At 71.2% G+C, this 15,876-nt stretch carries 15 protein-coding genes; 6 read left to right on the forward strand and 9 right to left on the reverse strand.

Annotated features, from left to right (window positions below; translation table 11 throughout):
- The 6 genes from Ari01nite_RS41155 to Ari01nite_RS41180 form a co-directional block, all read right to left on the reverse strand.
- A partial coding sequence (locus Ari01nite_RS41155) for an ATP-binding protein (RefSeq protein ID WP_203788969.1) occupies nucleotides 1–2,184 on the reverse strand: 2,184 nt, incomplete at its 3' end.
- Nucleotides 2,185–2,218: 34 nt separating this feature from the next.
- Nucleotides 2,219–3,895, reverse strand: coding sequence for a glycoside hydrolase family 3 protein (locus tag Ari01nite_RS41160; RefSeq protein ID WP_203788970.1), 1,677 nt, complete (start codon nucleotides 3,893–3,895; stop codon nucleotides 2,219–2,221).
- The gene (locus tag Ari01nite_RS41165) at nucleotides 3,892–4,455 is read right to left on the reverse strand and encodes a flavoprotein (protein ID WP_203788972.1); all 564 of its coding nucleotides are present in this window, start codon (nucleotides 4,453–4,455) and stop codon (nucleotides 3,892–3,894) included. Before Ari01nite_RS41165 ends, Ari01nite_RS41160 begins: the two co-directional genes overlap by 4 nt.
- Before the next feature lie 224 nt (nucleotides 4,456–4,679).
- Complete coding sequence (locus tag Ari01nite_RS41170) at nucleotides 4,680–5,276, reverse strand: hypothetical protein (protein WP_203788974.1); 597 nt, start codon at nucleotides 5,274–5,276, stop codon at nucleotides 4,680–4,682.
- A complete protein-coding gene (locus Ari01nite_RS41175; protein ID WP_239163457.1) occupies nucleotides 5,273–6,469 on the reverse strand; it encodes an extracellular solute-binding protein in 1,197 nt (398 codons plus the stop codon). The genes Ari01nite_RS41170 and Ari01nite_RS41175 overlap by 4 nt, the downstream gene beginning before the upstream one ends.
- Nucleotides 6,470–6,913: a MarR family winged helix-turn-helix transcriptional regulator gene (locus tag Ari01nite_RS41180; protein WP_203788976.1), complete on the reverse strand. Its 444-nt coding sequence runs from the start codon at nucleotides 6,911–6,913 to the stop codon at nucleotides 6,470–6,472. It abuts the gene before it with no gap.
- A gap of 42 nt (nucleotides 6,914–6,955) precedes the next feature.
- On the opposite strand from Ari01nite_RS41180, the gene Ari01nite_RS41185 reads away from it, so the two are divergent.
- The 6 genes from Ari01nite_RS41185 (at nucleotide 6,956) to urtE (ending at nucleotide 13,127) form a co-directional block, all read left to right on the forward strand.
- Nucleotides 6,956–8,035, forward strand: coding sequence for a substrate-binding domain-containing protein (locus Ari01nite_RS41185; protein WP_203788978.1), 1,080 nt, complete (start codon nucleotides 6,956–6,958; stop codon nucleotides 8,033–8,035).
- A gap of 330 nt (nucleotides 8,036–8,365) precedes the next feature.
- Nucleotides 8,366–9,622 carry an urea ABC transporter substrate-binding protein gene (gene urtA, locus Ari01nite_RS41190; protein ID WP_203788980.1) on the forward strand — a complete coding sequence of 419 codons (1,257 nt, stop codon included), beginning with the start codon at nucleotides 8,366–8,368 and terminating at the stop codon, nucleotides 9,620–9,622.
- 61 nt (nucleotides 9,623–9,683) lie between these two features.
- Complete coding sequence (urtB, locus tag Ari01nite_RS41195) at nucleotides 9,684–10,571, forward strand: urea ABC transporter permease subunit UrtB (protein ID WP_203788982.1); 888 nt, start codon at nucleotides 9,684–9,686, stop codon at nucleotides 10,569–10,571.
- Complete coding sequence (gene urtC / locus Ari01nite_RS41200; protein WP_203788984.1) at nucleotides 10,568–11,701, forward strand: urea ABC transporter permease subunit UrtC; 1,134 nt, start codon at nucleotides 10,568–10,570, stop codon at nucleotides 11,699–11,701. Before urtB ends, urtC begins: the two co-directional genes overlap by 4 nt.
- Nucleotides 11,698–12,435, forward strand: a complete 738-nt coding sequence (urtD, locus tag Ari01nite_RS41205) for an urea ABC transporter ATP-binding protein UrtD (protein ID WP_203788986.1) — start codon at nucleotides 11,698–11,700, stop codon at nucleotides 12,433–12,435. The genes urtC and urtD overlap by 4 nt, the downstream gene beginning before the upstream one ends.
- Nucleotides 12,435–13,127 carry an urea ABC transporter ATP-binding subunit UrtE gene (gene urtE / locus Ari01nite_RS41210; RefSeq protein WP_203788988.1) on the forward strand — a complete coding sequence of 231 codons (693 nt, stop codon included), beginning with the start codon at nucleotides 12,435–12,437 and terminating at the stop codon, nucleotides 13,125–13,127. Before urtD ends, urtE begins: the two co-directional genes overlap by 1 nt.
- Before the next feature lie 15 nt (nucleotides 13,128–13,142).
- Here urtE and Ari01nite_RS41215 read toward each other — a convergent pair whose 3' ends face one another.
- The 3 genes from Ari01nite_RS41215 to Ari01nite_RS41225 form a co-directional block, all read right to left on the reverse strand.
- Nucleotides 13,143–13,562 (reverse strand): hypothetical protein, encoded by a 420-nt coding sequence (locus Ari01nite_RS41215; protein WP_203788990.1) that lies wholly within the window; start codon nucleotides 13,560–13,562, stop codon nucleotides 13,143–13,145.
- Nucleotides 13,563–13,938: 376 nt separating this feature from the next.
- Nucleotides 13,939–14,811: an RNA polymerase sigma factor gene (locus Ari01nite_RS41220; RefSeq protein WP_239163458.1), complete on the reverse strand. Its 873-nt coding sequence runs from the start codon at nucleotides 14,809–14,811 to the stop codon at nucleotides 13,939–13,941.
- A gap of 97 nt (nucleotides 14,812–14,908) precedes the next feature.
- Complete coding sequence (locus Ari01nite_RS41225) at nucleotides 14,909–15,868, reverse strand: aldo/keto reductase (RefSeq protein WP_203788992.1); 960 nt, start codon at nucleotides 15,866–15,868, stop codon at nucleotides 14,909–14,911.
- Nucleotides 15,869–15,876 lie beyond the last annotated feature (8 nt).

Here is a 15,876-nt window from a genome sequence, read left to right on the forward strand (position 1 = left end):
GGCGGCGGCCCGCCATTCCCCCGCGATCAGCAGCTCATAAGGCGTGCCCTCCGCGTTTCGCGGATCGCCGCCGCAACGCCACAACCAGAACGCCAGCTCGCTGCGGAACCACCGGTGGCCGACCCGATCCGCGAGGGCCAGCCCGCGCCGGGCCTCCTCGGCCGCCAGCTCCACGTCGCCGTCCAGCCAGTGGATCTCGGCCAGGGCGATGGCTGCCGGGCCGGCGAACTGGATCTCGCCGATCCGGTAACCCAGGTCTGCCGCCAGGCGGGCGTCTGCGTACGCGTCCTCCTCGCCGAGGCGGGCGCGCAGCGTCGCGCGTACCGCCAAAGCCGGCACCTGGCCGGCGCCGGTCATCGGACCCGCCAGCGCCTGGCCCACGTCGGCGCGGGCCGCCGGCCAGTCGCCGCGGATCAGCTCGACCCGGGCCCGGTGGCCGAGCAGGTGCCGCAGATAGCCGTCCAGGTCTCGGCTCACCAGGAACGGCACGGTCCGCTCCATGACGCTCTCGGCGAGGTCGAAGTCGTACTGGTCGGCGGCCACCGTGGCGAGGTTGACCAGGGCGCGGGCGGCGTGGTCGTCGAGGCCCGCGGCGGCCGCCCGGTCGTGCAGCCGGCGCAGTTCCTCGGCGCCGGTCGGATCGCCCTGGTGCTGGCGGCTGGTGGCGATGTTGACCAGCGCGTGCAGCTCGGCGTTCAGGTCGCCGATCCGGCGGGCCAGCTCGACCGCGCGGGTGCCCCAGCCGATCGCCGCCGGGTAGTCGATGGCGAGCATGAAAAGCTGGGAGAGATTGCTGTACGCGGCGGCCAGCTCGGGGCCGGGCGGCGCGGTCTCCAGCACCTCGACGGCCCGGTGCCCGTGCCGCCACGCCTCGTCGGTGCGGCCGTGCCACCAGCTCAGCCGGGACGCCCAGCGCAGGTCCTCGCCGATCCGCACCGGGTCGCCCAGTTCGGTGCGGAGCGTCAGCGCGGCCTCCCGGGCGGCCAGCACTTCGGCGCTGTCCAGGCCGCCGTGATAACCGGCCAGCGAGTACGCCGCCAGCAGTTCGGCCCGCTCCCCCGCCGGGCGGTCGGCGGCCAGCGGGACGGCCACCGCGTAGTGCGCCGCGGCCTGACGGTAGGCGCCCAGCGCGGCCGCGCGTTCGGCGGCCACCGGCGCCCAGTGCAGCACGGCCGCGGCGTCGCCCGCGTGGTGGGCGTGGTGCACGAGCCGGGCCGGGTCGACCCCCTCGTGGCCGGCGAGCGCGGCCAGGACTTCGGCGTGCAGGGCCACCCGGCGTACCGGCGAAAGGGACTCCTCCACCGCCAGGCGCAGGAGTTCGTGCCGGAAGGCGACGCCGTCGCCGGCGGCGGCGAGCATGCCCGCCGCGAGACACTCGTCGACCGCGGCGAGGCGGTCGCCGAGCAGGTCGACCGGCGCCTGCGCGGGCACCACCGAGACCAGCCGGGCCAGCTCACGGGCCGGTTCGCTCAGCGTGGCCAGCCGGGACAGCACCAGATCCCGGACGGTCGGCGGCACCCCCTCGGCCGGCGCCGCCAGCACCTCACTGACCAGCAACGGGTTGCCGCCGGTCACCGCGTACACGTCCGGCGAGGACCGGCCCGCGCGCTGGGCCAGCTCGGCGACCGCCTGCCGGGACAGCGGTGGCAGGCTGACCCGGCGAGCCAGACCGCGCGGCAGCCCGGCCAGCACGGCGCGCAGCCGGTGATCGGGGCCGATCTCCTCGTCGCGGTAGGTGAGCAGCAGCAGGGCCCGGCACAGCGCGAGCCGGCGGCCGACGAAGGCGACCATGTCGAGCGTGGCCTCGTCGGCCCAGTGCAGATCCTCGAGGACGACCACCGGGCGGGCGGCCTGCGGCGGCCGGTCCAGCGCCTCGAGGAACAGGTCGAACACCTCACCGCGCGGGCCACCGGTCTGCCGGTCGCGCAGCACCTCGCGCAGCCGGCCGCCGAGACCGCGGGCGATGTCGTGCAGCGGGCCGAGCGCGCGGGGGGTGAGCAGCGGGTCGCAGGCACCCCACAGCACCTGGGCGCGGGGGCCGGCGGCGCGGGCGAACGCGGTGGCGAGGCTGGACTTGCCGGCGCCGGCCTCGCCGCTGACCAGCGCGACCCGGCCGCCGGCGGCGCACTCGGCGAGCAGGCGGTCCAGGGTGGCGAGCTCGTCCGAGCGTTCCAGCAGGTCCATCGCCCGTCAGGCTAGGCGGTGCGGCGCCGGTGGCCTAGCGGGATGTCGGCTGACCGTCGCCGTACTTGAAGAATCCCTCGACCGTGACCGGCAGCCGGCCCGGCGCGGTTGCCTCGCCGCGCAGCACCCGGGCCAGCGCGGTCACGGTGACCGGCTGATAGCCGTATGCCGCCAGGTAGGTGGTGGCTTGCGGGAAAGAGGCGATGTCGTACGGGGCGCCGACCGCCGCGACCACGATCGGCTTACCGGTGTCCAGCAGCGCCGCGACCAGGTTCTGCTGGGCGGTGTCGGACCAGGCGTTGAAGGTGGTGACGACGGTGACGTCGGCGGCGCGGGCGGCGGTGACGGCCTGGGCGATCAGCTCCGGGGTGGGTGAGCCGGTGTAGAGGCGGGTGGCGCCGAGGGCGGCGGCCAGGTTGGTGGTGGTGCTGACGCCCCAGCCGGTGACCAGGACGTGCTGGCCGGGAATCAAGGGCAGGTCCCGGTCGCGGAGCAGGGTGATCGAGCGGGCCGCGGCGTCGGCCATCACCTGCTGGTGTGCGGGCGTACCGACGGTGGGCTGCTCCGGCGCGTACCTCTCGATGTTGGTCTTGGCCTTGAGGATGCGGCGGACGGACTGGTCGAGGCGGCGCTCGCTGACGGTCCCGGCGGCGACGGCGTCGAGCAGGGTCTGGATGGCGTGCGGCACGTTGCGGGGCATCAGCAGTTGATCGACGCCGGCGTTGACCGCGTCCAGGACGACCTGGTCCTCGGGGTAATCGTCGAGGGCCGCGGCGTCGAGCGCGTCGGTGATCACCACGCCGTTGAAGCCGAGTTGTTCGCGGAGCAGGCCGGTGACGATCGGGCGGGACAGGCTGGCGGGCCTGTTCGACGGGTCGAGCGCGGGGGCGACGATGTGGGCGGCCATGATCGCTTCGGCGCCGGCCCGGATCGCCGTCTGGAACGGCGGAACGTGGGTCGCCAGGATCTGCTGCCGGGTCTCGTGGGTGATCGCCACGCCGTTGTCGGTGTTGACGGTCGTGTCGCCGAGGCCGGGGAAGTGTTTGGCTTGCGCCGCGATCCTCGCCGACTTGTACCCTTTTATAGCCTGACCGGCGAAATTGGAGACATGGCGGGTGCGGTCGCTGAAGGCTCGGACGCCGTCGGCCGCGTTCCTCGGGTTCGTGTTCACGTCGACGACCGGGGCGTGGACGGTGTTGATGCCCAGGGCCATCAGTTCGGTGCCGCTCACCCGTGCCGCGGCCTCGGCGGTCGCGGGGTCGAACGTCGCGCCGAGCGCCATGTTGCCCGGCGAGACGGCCAGCGGCGCGCCGATCCGGTTGACGACCCCGCCCTCCTGGTCGGTGCTGATCTGCAGCGGAATGCGGGATGCGGCCTGCAGACCGTTGGAGAGGGCGGCGATCTGGGCCGGGTTGGCGAGGTTGCGGCTCCAGGTGAAGTAGATGACGCCGCCGAGGTGGTATTTCGCGACGGCCTGCGCGCCGGTGCTCACGTCGGCGCCGTACATGGCCTGGTTGGCCGCGGCGTCCGCCGCGCCGGGCTGGATGGCGCTCTCGCCGTAGACGTACGAGACCACCATCTGCCCGACCTTCTCGGCCAGCGACATGGCCGCGACCTGGCGTCCGATCGGGTCCCCCGCTTCCGCCCGCGCACCCCAGCCGGTCATGGCCAATACGGTAACCGCGAAGAATCCCAGCGCCCGTCGCGTCATGACCTCATCGGAACGCGGGTGTCCACAGTTGTCAAACTTTCGGCGAGGTCCAGCGCCCGCCGCCACGGGAACCTGTTGGGGTCACCGTTCTGCCCCGGCGGCAGCGGTTCCCAGTTGTCCGAAGGACCAAAGAGCACGCGTACGCCCTCATCCCGGAGCGACGCGATCGCCCGCTGAAACGGATGCCGCGCAGCCAGCGCGGTGTTCACGGCCGGCACGATCACGGTCGGCACCCCACGCCCGATGGCCTCGGCCACCGAACTGAGCGGATAGGTGTCCGCAATCCCGAGCGCCAACTTGTTGATCGTGTTGTAGGTGGCCGGCGCCACGATGAGCGCATCCGCGGGCGGCGACACCCGGCTCCCGTCCGGCGCAAACTTGTACACGGTCCGCACGGGTTTCCCACTGGCCCGGGCAATCTCCGCCGAGTCGAGAAAATCCAGCGCACTCTGGGTAGCCGTAACATCCACCGACCACCCGCGCCCAACCGCTTCGTCAATGAGCCGCCCAACCCCCGCAGCGACCGCCCCGCCACAAACCACAATCCGCAAATCACCCATACTGCCGATTCTGGAGCACGATCCAATCCCGCACCCACCGACGCAACTTTTTCCCACGCCGAACCATCACCCGCAGCGCCAAGATCTCTTTCCCGGCCGCCCCGCCGCCCCCAGTGACCTTGACGCCATCACCGAGGGCAGCGGAGCCAGGAGGGGCGTCCCGTCGATCGTCGGCGCGTTCGCTCAGCAGGAACGGGGCGTCGAGGCGAGAGTTCGGGGGCGGGTCAGCCGCGTCGTTGGGACTTTCGGCCGAGGAGTAGCCGGCGGAGCCGCTGGGCGGGAGCGATCGACCTCGGGCGGGGCACCGGCGGAACAGCCGGAGCAGCGGCCTGCGAAGCGCCCGGCGCGGCAGCCGGCGGGCCAGCCGACGCAGCGCCCGGCGGGACGGCCGTCGTGGCGGTCGGTGATGGGACGGGCTGTGTGTGGTCTGGCTCGGGTGGCCCGGCGTCCGGTGGGGTGGGCGGTGCAAGGATGCGCTGGGCGGAGGGCGGCGGTGTGTCAGGGGACGCCGGGGCGGCCGTACCGCCAAGGTTTTTGTCTCTTGGGGAATGGTAAGAGCGATAGGTCAGCCACAGCGCCACCACCGCAGCGACGGCCGCGGCGACGCTGGAGAGTTCGTCGGCCAGGGACGGGCCCAGGGCTGTCACGAAGACGATCACGGTGAGGATCAGCAGGGCGGCCAGGGCGCCGGTTCGGAAGTGGCGGTGTACCGCGATGCTCAGGCGGCGGCGCAGCAGGGCGTTCACCGCTGTCTCCACCAGGATTATTGCGGCCGTCACCAGGATGGACAACTGCCAGGCCTCGATGTCCCAGCCCGTCATCGCAGCGCCTCCTGGATGTCCTGGATGAAGCGCTGGGTCAACTGCTCGTTGGCGTGCAGGTAGCGCCTCGTGTGGTCGGCGAAACGGCGGGAGAAATCGGCGTAGTCGGGGTGCATCGGGCGGGGGCGGGAGCCTTCCACGGCGTACCGGATCATGTTGAGGTGTGGCAGTGCGGCCTGGAGATCGGCGTCGATGTAGGCGTCGACGCCGGTGGGGGCGAAGCCGTAGGTGGCCAGCAGTTTTTGCGCGGGTGTGTCGGTGAGGAAGTGGATGACTCGTTCGGCCTCGGCCCGGTGTTCGCTGTCGGCGGCTATGGCCAGGCTCTGGCCGCCCAGGATGCCTACCGGCAGGCGGCCCAGGCGGATCTCGGCGGTGTGCGTCTCGGCGCGTTCGGCGCGGTCCACCGCGGGGAAGTCGACCGGCCAGTTGCGCATGTAGCGCAGGTTGTCGCGCTGGAACGCCCGGGTGGTGTCGTCCTCGCCGGCCGCGGTGACCAGCCGGCGGCGCTGCACCGCCTCGGCCAGCGGGGCCAGTGCGTTGCGCCACTGGCCCAGCCCGTACGAGAGCACCCCGTTCTCATCCAGGATCGCGTCGTCCTGGGCCAGCGCGTGTTCCAGCACGTTGCACACGAACGCCTCGTCGGTCTGGGTGCCGACCGTGTCGAGTTGCCCGGCCAGGCTGAGCGTGCCTGGACGCCGCAGTACCGACACCAGAGACGGCTCGGGTTCGGCCAGCCGCTTGTCGGTGACCCGGCGGTAGAGCATGCCGACGTCCGTGTTGAACGGGACCGCCCACAGCTTGTCGGTGCCCTCCTGCTGGCAGAGTCGCCGCACCGGGGCCAGCAGCGTGATGTCGTTGCCGGGGTCGAACGGCACGATCCGGCCGGCCGCCCGGAACTTCGGGATGTGGATGGCGTCCAGGTTGAAGATGTCCGCCCGGGTCTGGCTGAACAGCTGGAACTGGTCCTGGGTGGAGCTGTTGACCTCGCGCACCACGATCTGGGTGCGCGGGTTCAGCTTGTTCCACATGGTGATCAGCAGGTCCCGGCCGCCGGTGTCGTCGTCGCCGGTGGCCAGGGTGAGGGTGATCGACTCCTGCCGGGTGAACAAATATCCCGCGGAGGTCGACAGCATCCCCGCGGTGAGCACGCCGGCCAGGAACGACCGTCGAGAATAGAGCTCCGCCACGGTCACCTACAGTACTGTGACCGCCGCCCTTGAGTGACCCCCGAGGCCGTCGATCAGGGCGGTGAGCAGTCCCTCGAGCCGGGCCGTGTCGTCCTCGTCGACCGGCAGGCCGGCCAGGCTGTCCTGCACCTCGCGGCCGACCCGCTGATAGAGCCGCAGGCCGCGGGGCGTGAGGTAGGCCCGGATGCGGCGCCGGTCCACGTCGTCGACGCGGCGGTACAGCAAATTGTCCTCGACCAGGTGGTCGACCAGCCGGGTGAGGCTGGCCGGCGGCAGGAACGCCTGGTCGGCCAGCTCGGTCATGAAGTGCCCGCGGCCGTCGGCGAGCAGGGTCAGCACCCGCCAGGTGTCGAGGCTGTGGCCCTCGGTCTCGAGGATGGCTGCGAGCCTGCGGGCCAGGAGGCGCTCAGCTCGGGTCAGCAACTGCATCAGGTCCGCGGATCGACGCATAGCGCTCCCTAGATCCCCGTGGGTGCTGCCATGCTACCGGCCATGACCCGCCCGGAGTTGCTCGATCTGAGCGCGGACGCGGTCCGGGTGGCGCTGGTGGTGCCGTTGAGCGGGCCGGCCGGCATCTTCGGGCCGAGTGCCGAGCTGTGCGCGCAGCTTGCCGGCGAGGAGGTCAACGCGGCCGGCGGCGTTCTCGGCAAGGAGCTGGTGCTGCTGCCGGTGGACGGTGGCGCGGCGCCGCAGCGGGTGGCGTCCGAGGTGGCGGCGCTGGTCTCGCTGGGCGCGGTGCAGGGGGTGACCGGCTGGCACATCTCGTCGGTACGCCAAGCCATCGCGCCGCGGATCGCCGACCGGGTGCCGTACGTCTACACCGCGCTCTACGAGGGCGGCGAGCGCACCGAGGGCGTGTTCCTCACCAGCGAGACCCCGGACCGCCAGCTGTTCCCGGCGATGCGGCTGCTGGCCGCCGAGCGCGGGCTGCGCCGCTGGTTCGTGGTCGGCAACGACTACGTCTGGCCGCGGCGCACCGCGCGGGCGGTCCGGCGCTACGCGACCGCGAACAACGTGCGGATCGCCGGCGAGACGTTCCTGCCACTCGGCACCCACGACTTCGGCCCGGTGCTGCGCCGGATCGCCGAATCCGACGCGGACGCCGTCCTCATGCTGCTGGTCGGCAACGACGCGGTGCGGTTCAACCGGTCCTTCGCCCGGGCCGGCCTGGACGCCCGCTGCGTGCGGCTCAGCACCCTGATGGACGAGAACATGCTGCTGGCCGGCGGCGCCGCGGCCGCACGTGACCTGTACAGCACGGCCGGTTTCTTCGCCGCCATGGTCACCCCGGAGAATCTGGACTTCCACGGCCGCTACGCCGCCCGGTTCGGCCCCGAGGCACCGCCGCTGGGCAGCCTCGGCGAGTCCTGTTACGAGGGTGTGCTGCTGCTGGCCGCGCTGATCGAGCGGGCCCGGACCCTGGACGTACGGGAGATCGGGGCGAGCGCCGAGTCGGTGTCCTATGAGGGCCCGCGCGGCCTGCTCCGCCTGCACGAGCGCCACGTGCGCCAGCGGATCTACCTGGCGCAGGCCCGCGGGGTGGAGTTCGACGTCGTGGCCCAGCTGCCTTGACAGACCGGCTCTCCTCCATCGAGGATACTTCCACGAGGAAGTAATCGCCGCCTTCCCGCAATTCGTGCCGACCCCTTTGAGGTCGGCTTTTTCGTTTTCCCGGACGGTCCATCGATTGTCGACGGAAACGATTAATTAAGCCTTCCGAAACAGACCGGAAATCGGGTGCTCGGAGACTGTGCGTACCCCATCGACCGGCATTGTTGCCTGGTCGGCGGTGCGACCCGGGCGAGAACCGCCGAGGGGCGCCGTTTCGCTGCCATTTTCTATTCGTAGCGGTCAATACCGAATTCCCCCGAAGATGCTCCGGTAACGGAGCAAGGAGGTTTCATGTCCAAGATTCTCCGACGCCGGGTCGCGGCCGTCGTCGTGGCGGCGATCACCGCTGCCGCCCTGACCGCCTGCGGGGCCAAGACCGGCGAGACTGGAAGTGCCTCCGCTGCCGGCGCGGTGGTCGACACCGCCGGACCCACCGTCAAGGTCGGCCTGCTCAACTCGCTCTCCGGCACGATGGCGATCAGCGAGGTCACCGTCCGGGACGCCCTCAAGCTGGCGATCGACGAGATCAACGCGGCCGGTGGCGTACTCGGTAAGCAGATCACGCCGGTCAGCGAGGACGGCGCGTCGGACTGGCCCACCTTCGCCGAGAAATCGCAGAAGCTGATCAGCCAGGACAAGGTCGCCGCGATCTTCGGCTGCTGGACGTCGGCCAGCCGCAAGGCGGTCAAGCCGGTCTTCGAAAAGAACAAGGCGCTGCTGTTCTATCCGGTGCAGTACGAGGGACTCGAGCAGTCGCCGTACATCTACTACACCGGCGCGACCACCAACCAGCAGATCGTCCCCGGCCTCGACTACCTCAAGGCGCAGGGCAAGACGTCGGTCTACCTGGTCGGCAGCGACTACGTGTTCCCGCGCACCGCCAACAAGATCATTAAGGCGTACGCGGCGGCGAACGGCATGAAGGTGCTGGGCGAGGACTACGCGCCGCTCGGCTCGACGGAGTTCTCCACGATCGTCAACAAGGTGAAGGCGTCCGGCGCCAGCGCGGTCTTCAACACCCTGAACGGCGACAGCAACGTGGCCTTCTTCAAGGAGTACAAGTCGGCCGGCCTGACCGCGGACGGCATGCCGGTGGTCTCGGTGTCGATCGCCGAGGAAGAGGTCAAGAGCATCGGCACGCAGTACCTGGCCGGCCAGCTCACGGCCTGGAACTACTACCAGACCACGCCGGGCGCCGCGAACGAGAAGTTCGTCAAGGCGTACAAGGACAAGTACGGCGCCGACAAGCCGACCAGCGACCCGATGGAGGCCGCCTACACCTCGGTCTACCTGTGGAAGGCGATGGTCGAGAAGGCGCAGTCGTTCGAGGTCGAGAAGGTCAAGGCGGCCTCCGCGGCCGGCGGTATCACGTTCGACGCCCCCGAGGGTCTGGTCACCGTGGACGGCGCCACGCAGCACGTCTTCAAGACCGCCCGGATCGGCAAGATCGGTGACGACGGCCTGATCAAGGAGGTCTGGAACTCCGGCGAGCCGATCAAGCCGGACCCGTACCTGAAGAGCTACTCCTGGGCCACCGGACTGTCCTGATCAACACGGGTGGCGGGCCGGACAACGGGCCGCCACCCCGTATCGCCGGAAGGGCACGCTTGTGACGGTCCTCTTCAGTCAACTCTTCACCGGCGTGAGCATCGGCGCGGTGCTGCTGCTCATCGCCCTGGGGCTGTCGCTGACCTTCGGTCAGATGAACGTGATCAACATGGCGCACGGCGAGTTCATCATGGCCGGGGCCTACACCGTGTACGTGCTCCAGCAGGTGTTCACCAACGCCGGTGCGTCCCTGCTCATCGCCCTGCCGGTCGCCTTCGTGATCGCCGGGGCCATGGGTGTGCTGCTGGAGGTACTGCTGATCCGCCGGCTGTACGGGCGCCCGCTGGACACTCTGCTGGTCACCTGGGGTGTGGCCCTGCTCCTGCAGCAGGCCGCCCGGGACATCTTCGGCGCACCCAACGTGCAGACCAAGGCCCCCGACTTCCTGACCGGCAGCATCGAACTGCCCGGCGGCCTGGTGATCGCCAGCAGCCGGGTCTTCATCCTGGTGCTGGCGCTGGGCGCGGTCGCGGTGCTGACCGTCGTGCTGCGCACCACCCCGCTGGGCCGCCGGATCCGCGCCGTGGTGCAGAACCGCGACCTGGCCGCCGTCTCCGGCCTGGCCACCCCGAAGGTCGACCGGCTCACCTTCTTCATCGGTTCCGGCCTGGCCGGCATCGCCGGGGTGGCGCTCACCCTGATCGGCCCGATCGGACCCACGATGGGCACCAACATCATCGTGAACGCGTTCCTGGTCGTGGTCGTCGGCGGCATCGCCCAGCTCAAGGGCACCGTGATCGTGGCGTTCGCGCTGGGCATCCTGCAGTCCATGGTGGAGTACACCACCACGGTCAGCGTCGCGAGCGTCATCGTCTTCATCGCCATCGTCGTGTTCCTCCAGTGGCGGCCGCAGGGCCTGTTCACGCTGCGGACCAGGAGCCTCGCATGAGCAAACGTTTCGGGCCGGGGACCGGACTGCGGGCCCTGGCCGGCTTCGGGGCCACCGCGGTCGTCCTCTTCGCGATCGCGCCTCTCCTCCTCGGCGACTTCCGGCTCAACCTGCTCGCCAAATACCTCTGCATGGCCATCGTGGCGGTCGGCATCGGCCTGGCCTGGGGCCGCGGCGGCATGCTCGCCCTCGGCCAGGGCGTGTTCTTCGGTCTCGGCGGCTACGCGATGGCCATGCATCTCAAGCTGGCCGACGCGGGTCCCGGCAATCTGCCGGATTTCATGCAGCTGTACGGGCAACTCGACGCGCTCCCGTGGTGGTGGCGCCCGTTCGCCAACCCGGTCTTCGCGCTGGTCGCCACGGTCGTGTTGCCGATGCTCGTGGCACTGCTGCTGGGCCTGCTGATCTTCCGGCGCCGGGTGCGCGGCGCGTACTTCGCGATCCTGTCCCAGGCGCTCGCCGCGGCCATGGCCATCCTGCTGATCGGCCAGCAGGGCACCACCGGCGGCACCAACGGCCTCACCGACATCCAGGGCTTCTTCGGCTACGACCTGAACGACCCGGTGAACCGCAAGATGATCTACTTCATCGTGGCCGGCTCGCTGCTGGCCATGCTCGGCATCGCCTGGCAGCTGATGCGCAGCCGGTACGGCGAACTGCTGGTGGCGGTCCGCGACGGCGAGGAGCGGGTGCGGTTCCTCGGCTACGACCCGGCCAACGTCAAGCTATTCGCGTACGTGGTGGCGGCGGGCATGGCCGGTCTGGCCGGCGCCCTGTTCGTGCCGGCCGTCGGCATCATCTCGCCGGCGCTGGTCGGCATCGTGCCGTCGATCGAGTTCGTGGTCGGCGTGGCGGTCGGCGGCCGGGCGACCCTGGTCGGGCCGGCCCTCGGCGCGGTCTTCGTGGCCTGGGCGCGTACCGCCCTCTCCGAGCGGGCCCCCTCGGCCTGGATCTACTTCGAGGGCCTGCTGTTCATCCTCCCGATCGTGTTCCTGCCCGGCGGCATCGCCTCGCTGGTCCGGATGCGGCGGCGCCGCCGGATCCGGAACGCCGAGCTGCCGCCGCCGGCGCCGGTGGCCCGCGAACCCGAACCGGTACCCGCCGGACCCGCACCAGGAGGCTCCTCATGAGCGGTCTCACCATCAAGGACCTGCGGGTCGTCTTCGACGGCTTCGTGGCGGTCGGCGGGGTCGACCTGGCGGTGCCGGCCGGCGACGTGCGGTTCATCATCGGCCCGAACGGCGCCGGCAAGACCACCCTGGTCGACGCGGTCACCGGCCTGGTCAAGGCGACCGGCAGCGTCACCTTCGACGGTCACGAGCTGCTCGGCCGCAAGGTGCACCGGATCGCCCGGCTCGGCATCGGCCGGACGTTCCAGACCGCCGCGGTCTTCGAGGAGCTCACCGTCCTGCAGAACCTGGACATCGCGGCCGGCTGGAGCCGCAGTCCGCTGTCCCTGCTGCGCAAGCGGACGGCGGTGCCGCCCGAGGTGGCCGAGGCGCTCGAGACGGTCGGGCTGGCCGCGGTCAGCGACAAGCTGGCCGGCACCCTGGCGCACGGCCAGAAGCAGTGGCTGGAGATCGGCATGCTGCTGGTGCAGAACGCCCGGCTGCTGCTGCTCGACGAGCCGGTGGCCGGGATGAGCCAGTCCGAGCGGGACGCCACCGGCGAACTGCTCGGCCGGCTGGCCACCGACCGCACCGTGGTGGTGATCGAACACGACATGGACTTCCTGCGCCGATTCGCCCGCACGGTCACCGTCCTGCACGCCGGCCGGAAGCTGTCGGAGGGCACGGTCGCCGAGGTACAGGCGGACCCGCGGGTGCAGGAGGTCTATCTCGGACACGCGGCCAAGGAGGCCTGATGCTGCAGTTCGACGACGTGCACGTCGGTTACGGGCGGAGCATCGTCCTGCACGGCGCCACCCTGGAGGTGCCGACCGACGGGGTGGCCGCGGTGCTGGGCCACAACGGCGCCGGCAAGAGCACCCTGCTGCGCGCCGCGGCCGGCCTGCTCAAGCCGCGGCGCGGCATGATACGGATGGACGGCGAGGACATCACCCGGCTGGCGCCGCACCAGCGGGTCGCGCGCGGGATGGCGTACGTGCCTCAGGGTCAGCAGAGCTTCCCGCACCTGACCACCGCGGAAAATCTGCAGCTGGTGGCCGACGGCCGCCGGGACGGCAGGGCCGCGGTGGCCGAGGCGCTCGACCTGTTCCCGGCGCTGCGCGAGCTGATGGGCCGCCGGGCCGGCCTGCTCTCCGGCGGCCAGCGCCAGCAGCTGGCGATCGCCCGGGCGCTGATCACCCGGCCCCGGCTGCTGCTGCTCGACGAGCCCACCGAGGGCATCCAGCCCTCGGTGGTGGCCGAGATCGAGCAGACCATCATGGCGGTGGCGGCCCGCGGCGGCATGTCGGTGCTGCTGGTCGAGCAGCACGTCGGGTTCGCACTGACCGCCGCGGAACGCTATTACGTGCTGGAGGCCGGCCGGGTGACGTCCTCGGGTGCCGGCGGGCGCGAGGCCGAGGGCGCGGTCCGCGAGGCCCTGACCGTCTGAATCTGCCGGTCTGACTCAGCAGGCCGCCTGTGCGTATGCCGGGCGGCCTGCCGACCGGCAGCCGTACCAGTACTGCAACTGGCTGTCCACGTTGACCAGCATGACGTCGGTCGCGGACGCGTAGTTCACGGTGGTGACCCGGCCCAGGCTGCCGGAGACGGTCCAGCGCAGGGTGACCGTGGCGCCGTCGACCCGGTAGCTGAACGGGTACTGGCTCTGCACCGGCCAGGCGGTGAGGCTCGGGATGAAACCGCGCCGGAAGCCGGTGCCGGTGCGGCTGTCGAACGACCAGATGTTGGACGGCGTGTACCGGTCCGCGCCGGGCTGGAACCAGACCCGGACCGGGCCGGCCGCCTGTGCCGGGGCGGCACCGAACAGCGCACCGGCCAGAAGGATGAGAATCGCGGCCGTACGGGCAATTATCTTGGCTTTCAACGGAGCCCCTTTCTCGCGCTCCGACGATATTTGCGGCACGGCCGCCGGCGCCATTCATGCACCCCTTCGGATTACCCGCATTGCCCCGGCGCGGCCCGCGTGATGAAGTCTTGCCATGCACAGGTTCGGAGCGAGGTTGGGGGCGGCCGTACTGGCCGCCACCTTGGCTTTCGGCGGGGCCGCGGTCACCGCCACACCGGCCGCGGCGGCGTCCTGCCGGGAGTCCTCGTGGATTCCGCAGCAGTCTCATTTTGTGCTCCGCAGCACCGACGGCCGGCACACCATCCACCTCCAGAAAGGCATTCAGAACCGGCAGCAGTACATCAAAGTATGGCTGAATTCGCGCTATCTCGGCGCCGAGTACCTGCCGGCCACGCTATTGCCCGGCGGTCAACTCTCCGCCATCTTCCGCACCAGGACCGTCTACGAGACCTGGATGGGCTCGGTGCGCCTGGTCACCAAGACCGTCGCGGTGGTGCGGCTGTGCGGCTCGAACTGGGTTCCGGTGGTGTTCAACTAGAAGCACCGGCACCGGAGCCCGCCGCGGTGGCCGCGCCCGAGTCGGTGGGTCTCGGCGCGGCCACCGCCCGGTTCGGGCGTCCTGCAGCAGATAGCCGCGGACGTCGGTGCGGGCCTGGTGGATGCGCGACTTCGCGGTGCCCTCCGGGATGCCCAGGTGGGTGGCGATCTCGCGGTAGTCCAGCTGGCAGACGTCCCGCAGCACCAGCGGCGCCACCAGGTCGGGCCGGTGCGCCTCGAGCCGGTCGAGCGCGTCCAGGAAGTCCAGCCGGGAGCCGGCGATCACGCTGGTGGTGCGCGGGTCGGGCCGGTCGAGCGGCGGCACCCCGTGCGACTCCTCCCAGGCCCGCCGCTTCAGTGCCCGGTAGGTCTGCCGGCAGCCGTTCGCGATCACCACGTGCAGCCAGGTGGAGAACAGCGACCGCGCCTCGAACCGGCCGATGTGGCGGGCTCGGACTCGGGCGGCCGCCTCCCGGTAGCCCATGCCGAGCTTGAGCGCGCCGTAGCCGGCCGGCCCGAGCCGCGGCACCGCGACGGTCCGGCTGGTCGCCGGGGTCGGCTCGGTGCTGCGGGACGACGCGACCGACGGCGGCGGCGTCGACGGGGCGCTGCTGAGCACCGGGGCCACGACGGACGGGGACGCGGTGACCGGCGCGGCCGGCCCGCCGACGTGCCGGACGTCGTTGGCGGGAAGGAGAAGAACGGAACCGAGGAACAGACCGACGCGCATCGATGGTGCCTTTCGGGTTGCAGCATTTCGTTGTCCTCAAATGCGATGCAACCAGAGACGGTCCAGTTCGGAGCGTTCGGTACCGGCCCGGTAACGCTCAGCGGAGCGCCGCGATCGCCCCCAGTTCCTCGGCGCCGAGCGGCCCGCGCGCTTCGGCCGCCACGCACTCGGCCAGTTCGGTGCGGTTCTTGACGCCCAGCACCACCGTGGCCACACCGGGCACCGACAGCGCATAGCGGTGGGCCAGGGCCGCGGGGGTCTCGCCGAGTTCGGCCGCCAGTTTCCGGAACGGCTCGGCCCGGGCGAAGTCGACCGCCGCCGGGTGCGACGGTTCCACCGTACGGTCCAACGCATCGGTGAGTGACCCGGCAGCGACCGCGCGAATGCCGACCACCGCGACCCCGCGCTCGCCGGCGGTCCGGATGATCTCGTCGGTGGCCGGCCGCACCCGGTCGCCGAACATCCAGATGTCCCCGTTGAGGTCCAGCGCGTTGACCGTCACCTGCCCGGCGTCCGGCCGCGGTGCCTCCCGGAACGCATCCAGCACGCACTGCGGATGCCCCACCGAGGTCATCCCCCAGGCCCGGATGGTGCCGGCGTCGCGCAGCCGCTCGAACTCCGGCACGATCTCGTCCCGGTAGTCGCGCCAGCAGACGGTCCCCGGCACGCTCCCCGGCTCGCCGTCCGGCCGCATCTGGCTGTGCAGCAGGAACAGGTCGACGTGGTCCCGCCCGATCCGCTCGAGGCTGGCCCGCAAGCTCTCCCGGATCCGGCGGACGAAATCGCGCCCCTCGTCGTCGGGCAGCCCCACCTTGGTGGTCACCATGACGTCGGCCGGCGCGCGCCCGCGCAGCGCCTCACCCGCGGCCCGCTCCGACTCGGCGTCCACGCCGTAGCTCGGCGCCAGGTCCAGCATCGTGATGCCGGCGTCGAGGGCCGCGCGCACGGTGGCGACCGCCTCGGCCCGATCGGTGCGGCCCCAGACGCCGGCGATGCCGCCGCCGCCCAGCGTCAGCGCGCTGATCCGCCCGAGCCGGCCGAATTCCCTGCTCTCCATGGGTGTCC

This window comes from Paractinoplanes rishiriensis (assembly GCF_016862375.1).
Lineage (GTDB): Bacteria > Actinomycetota > Actinomycetes > Mycobacteriales > Micromonosporaceae > Actinoplanes > Actinoplanes rishiriensis.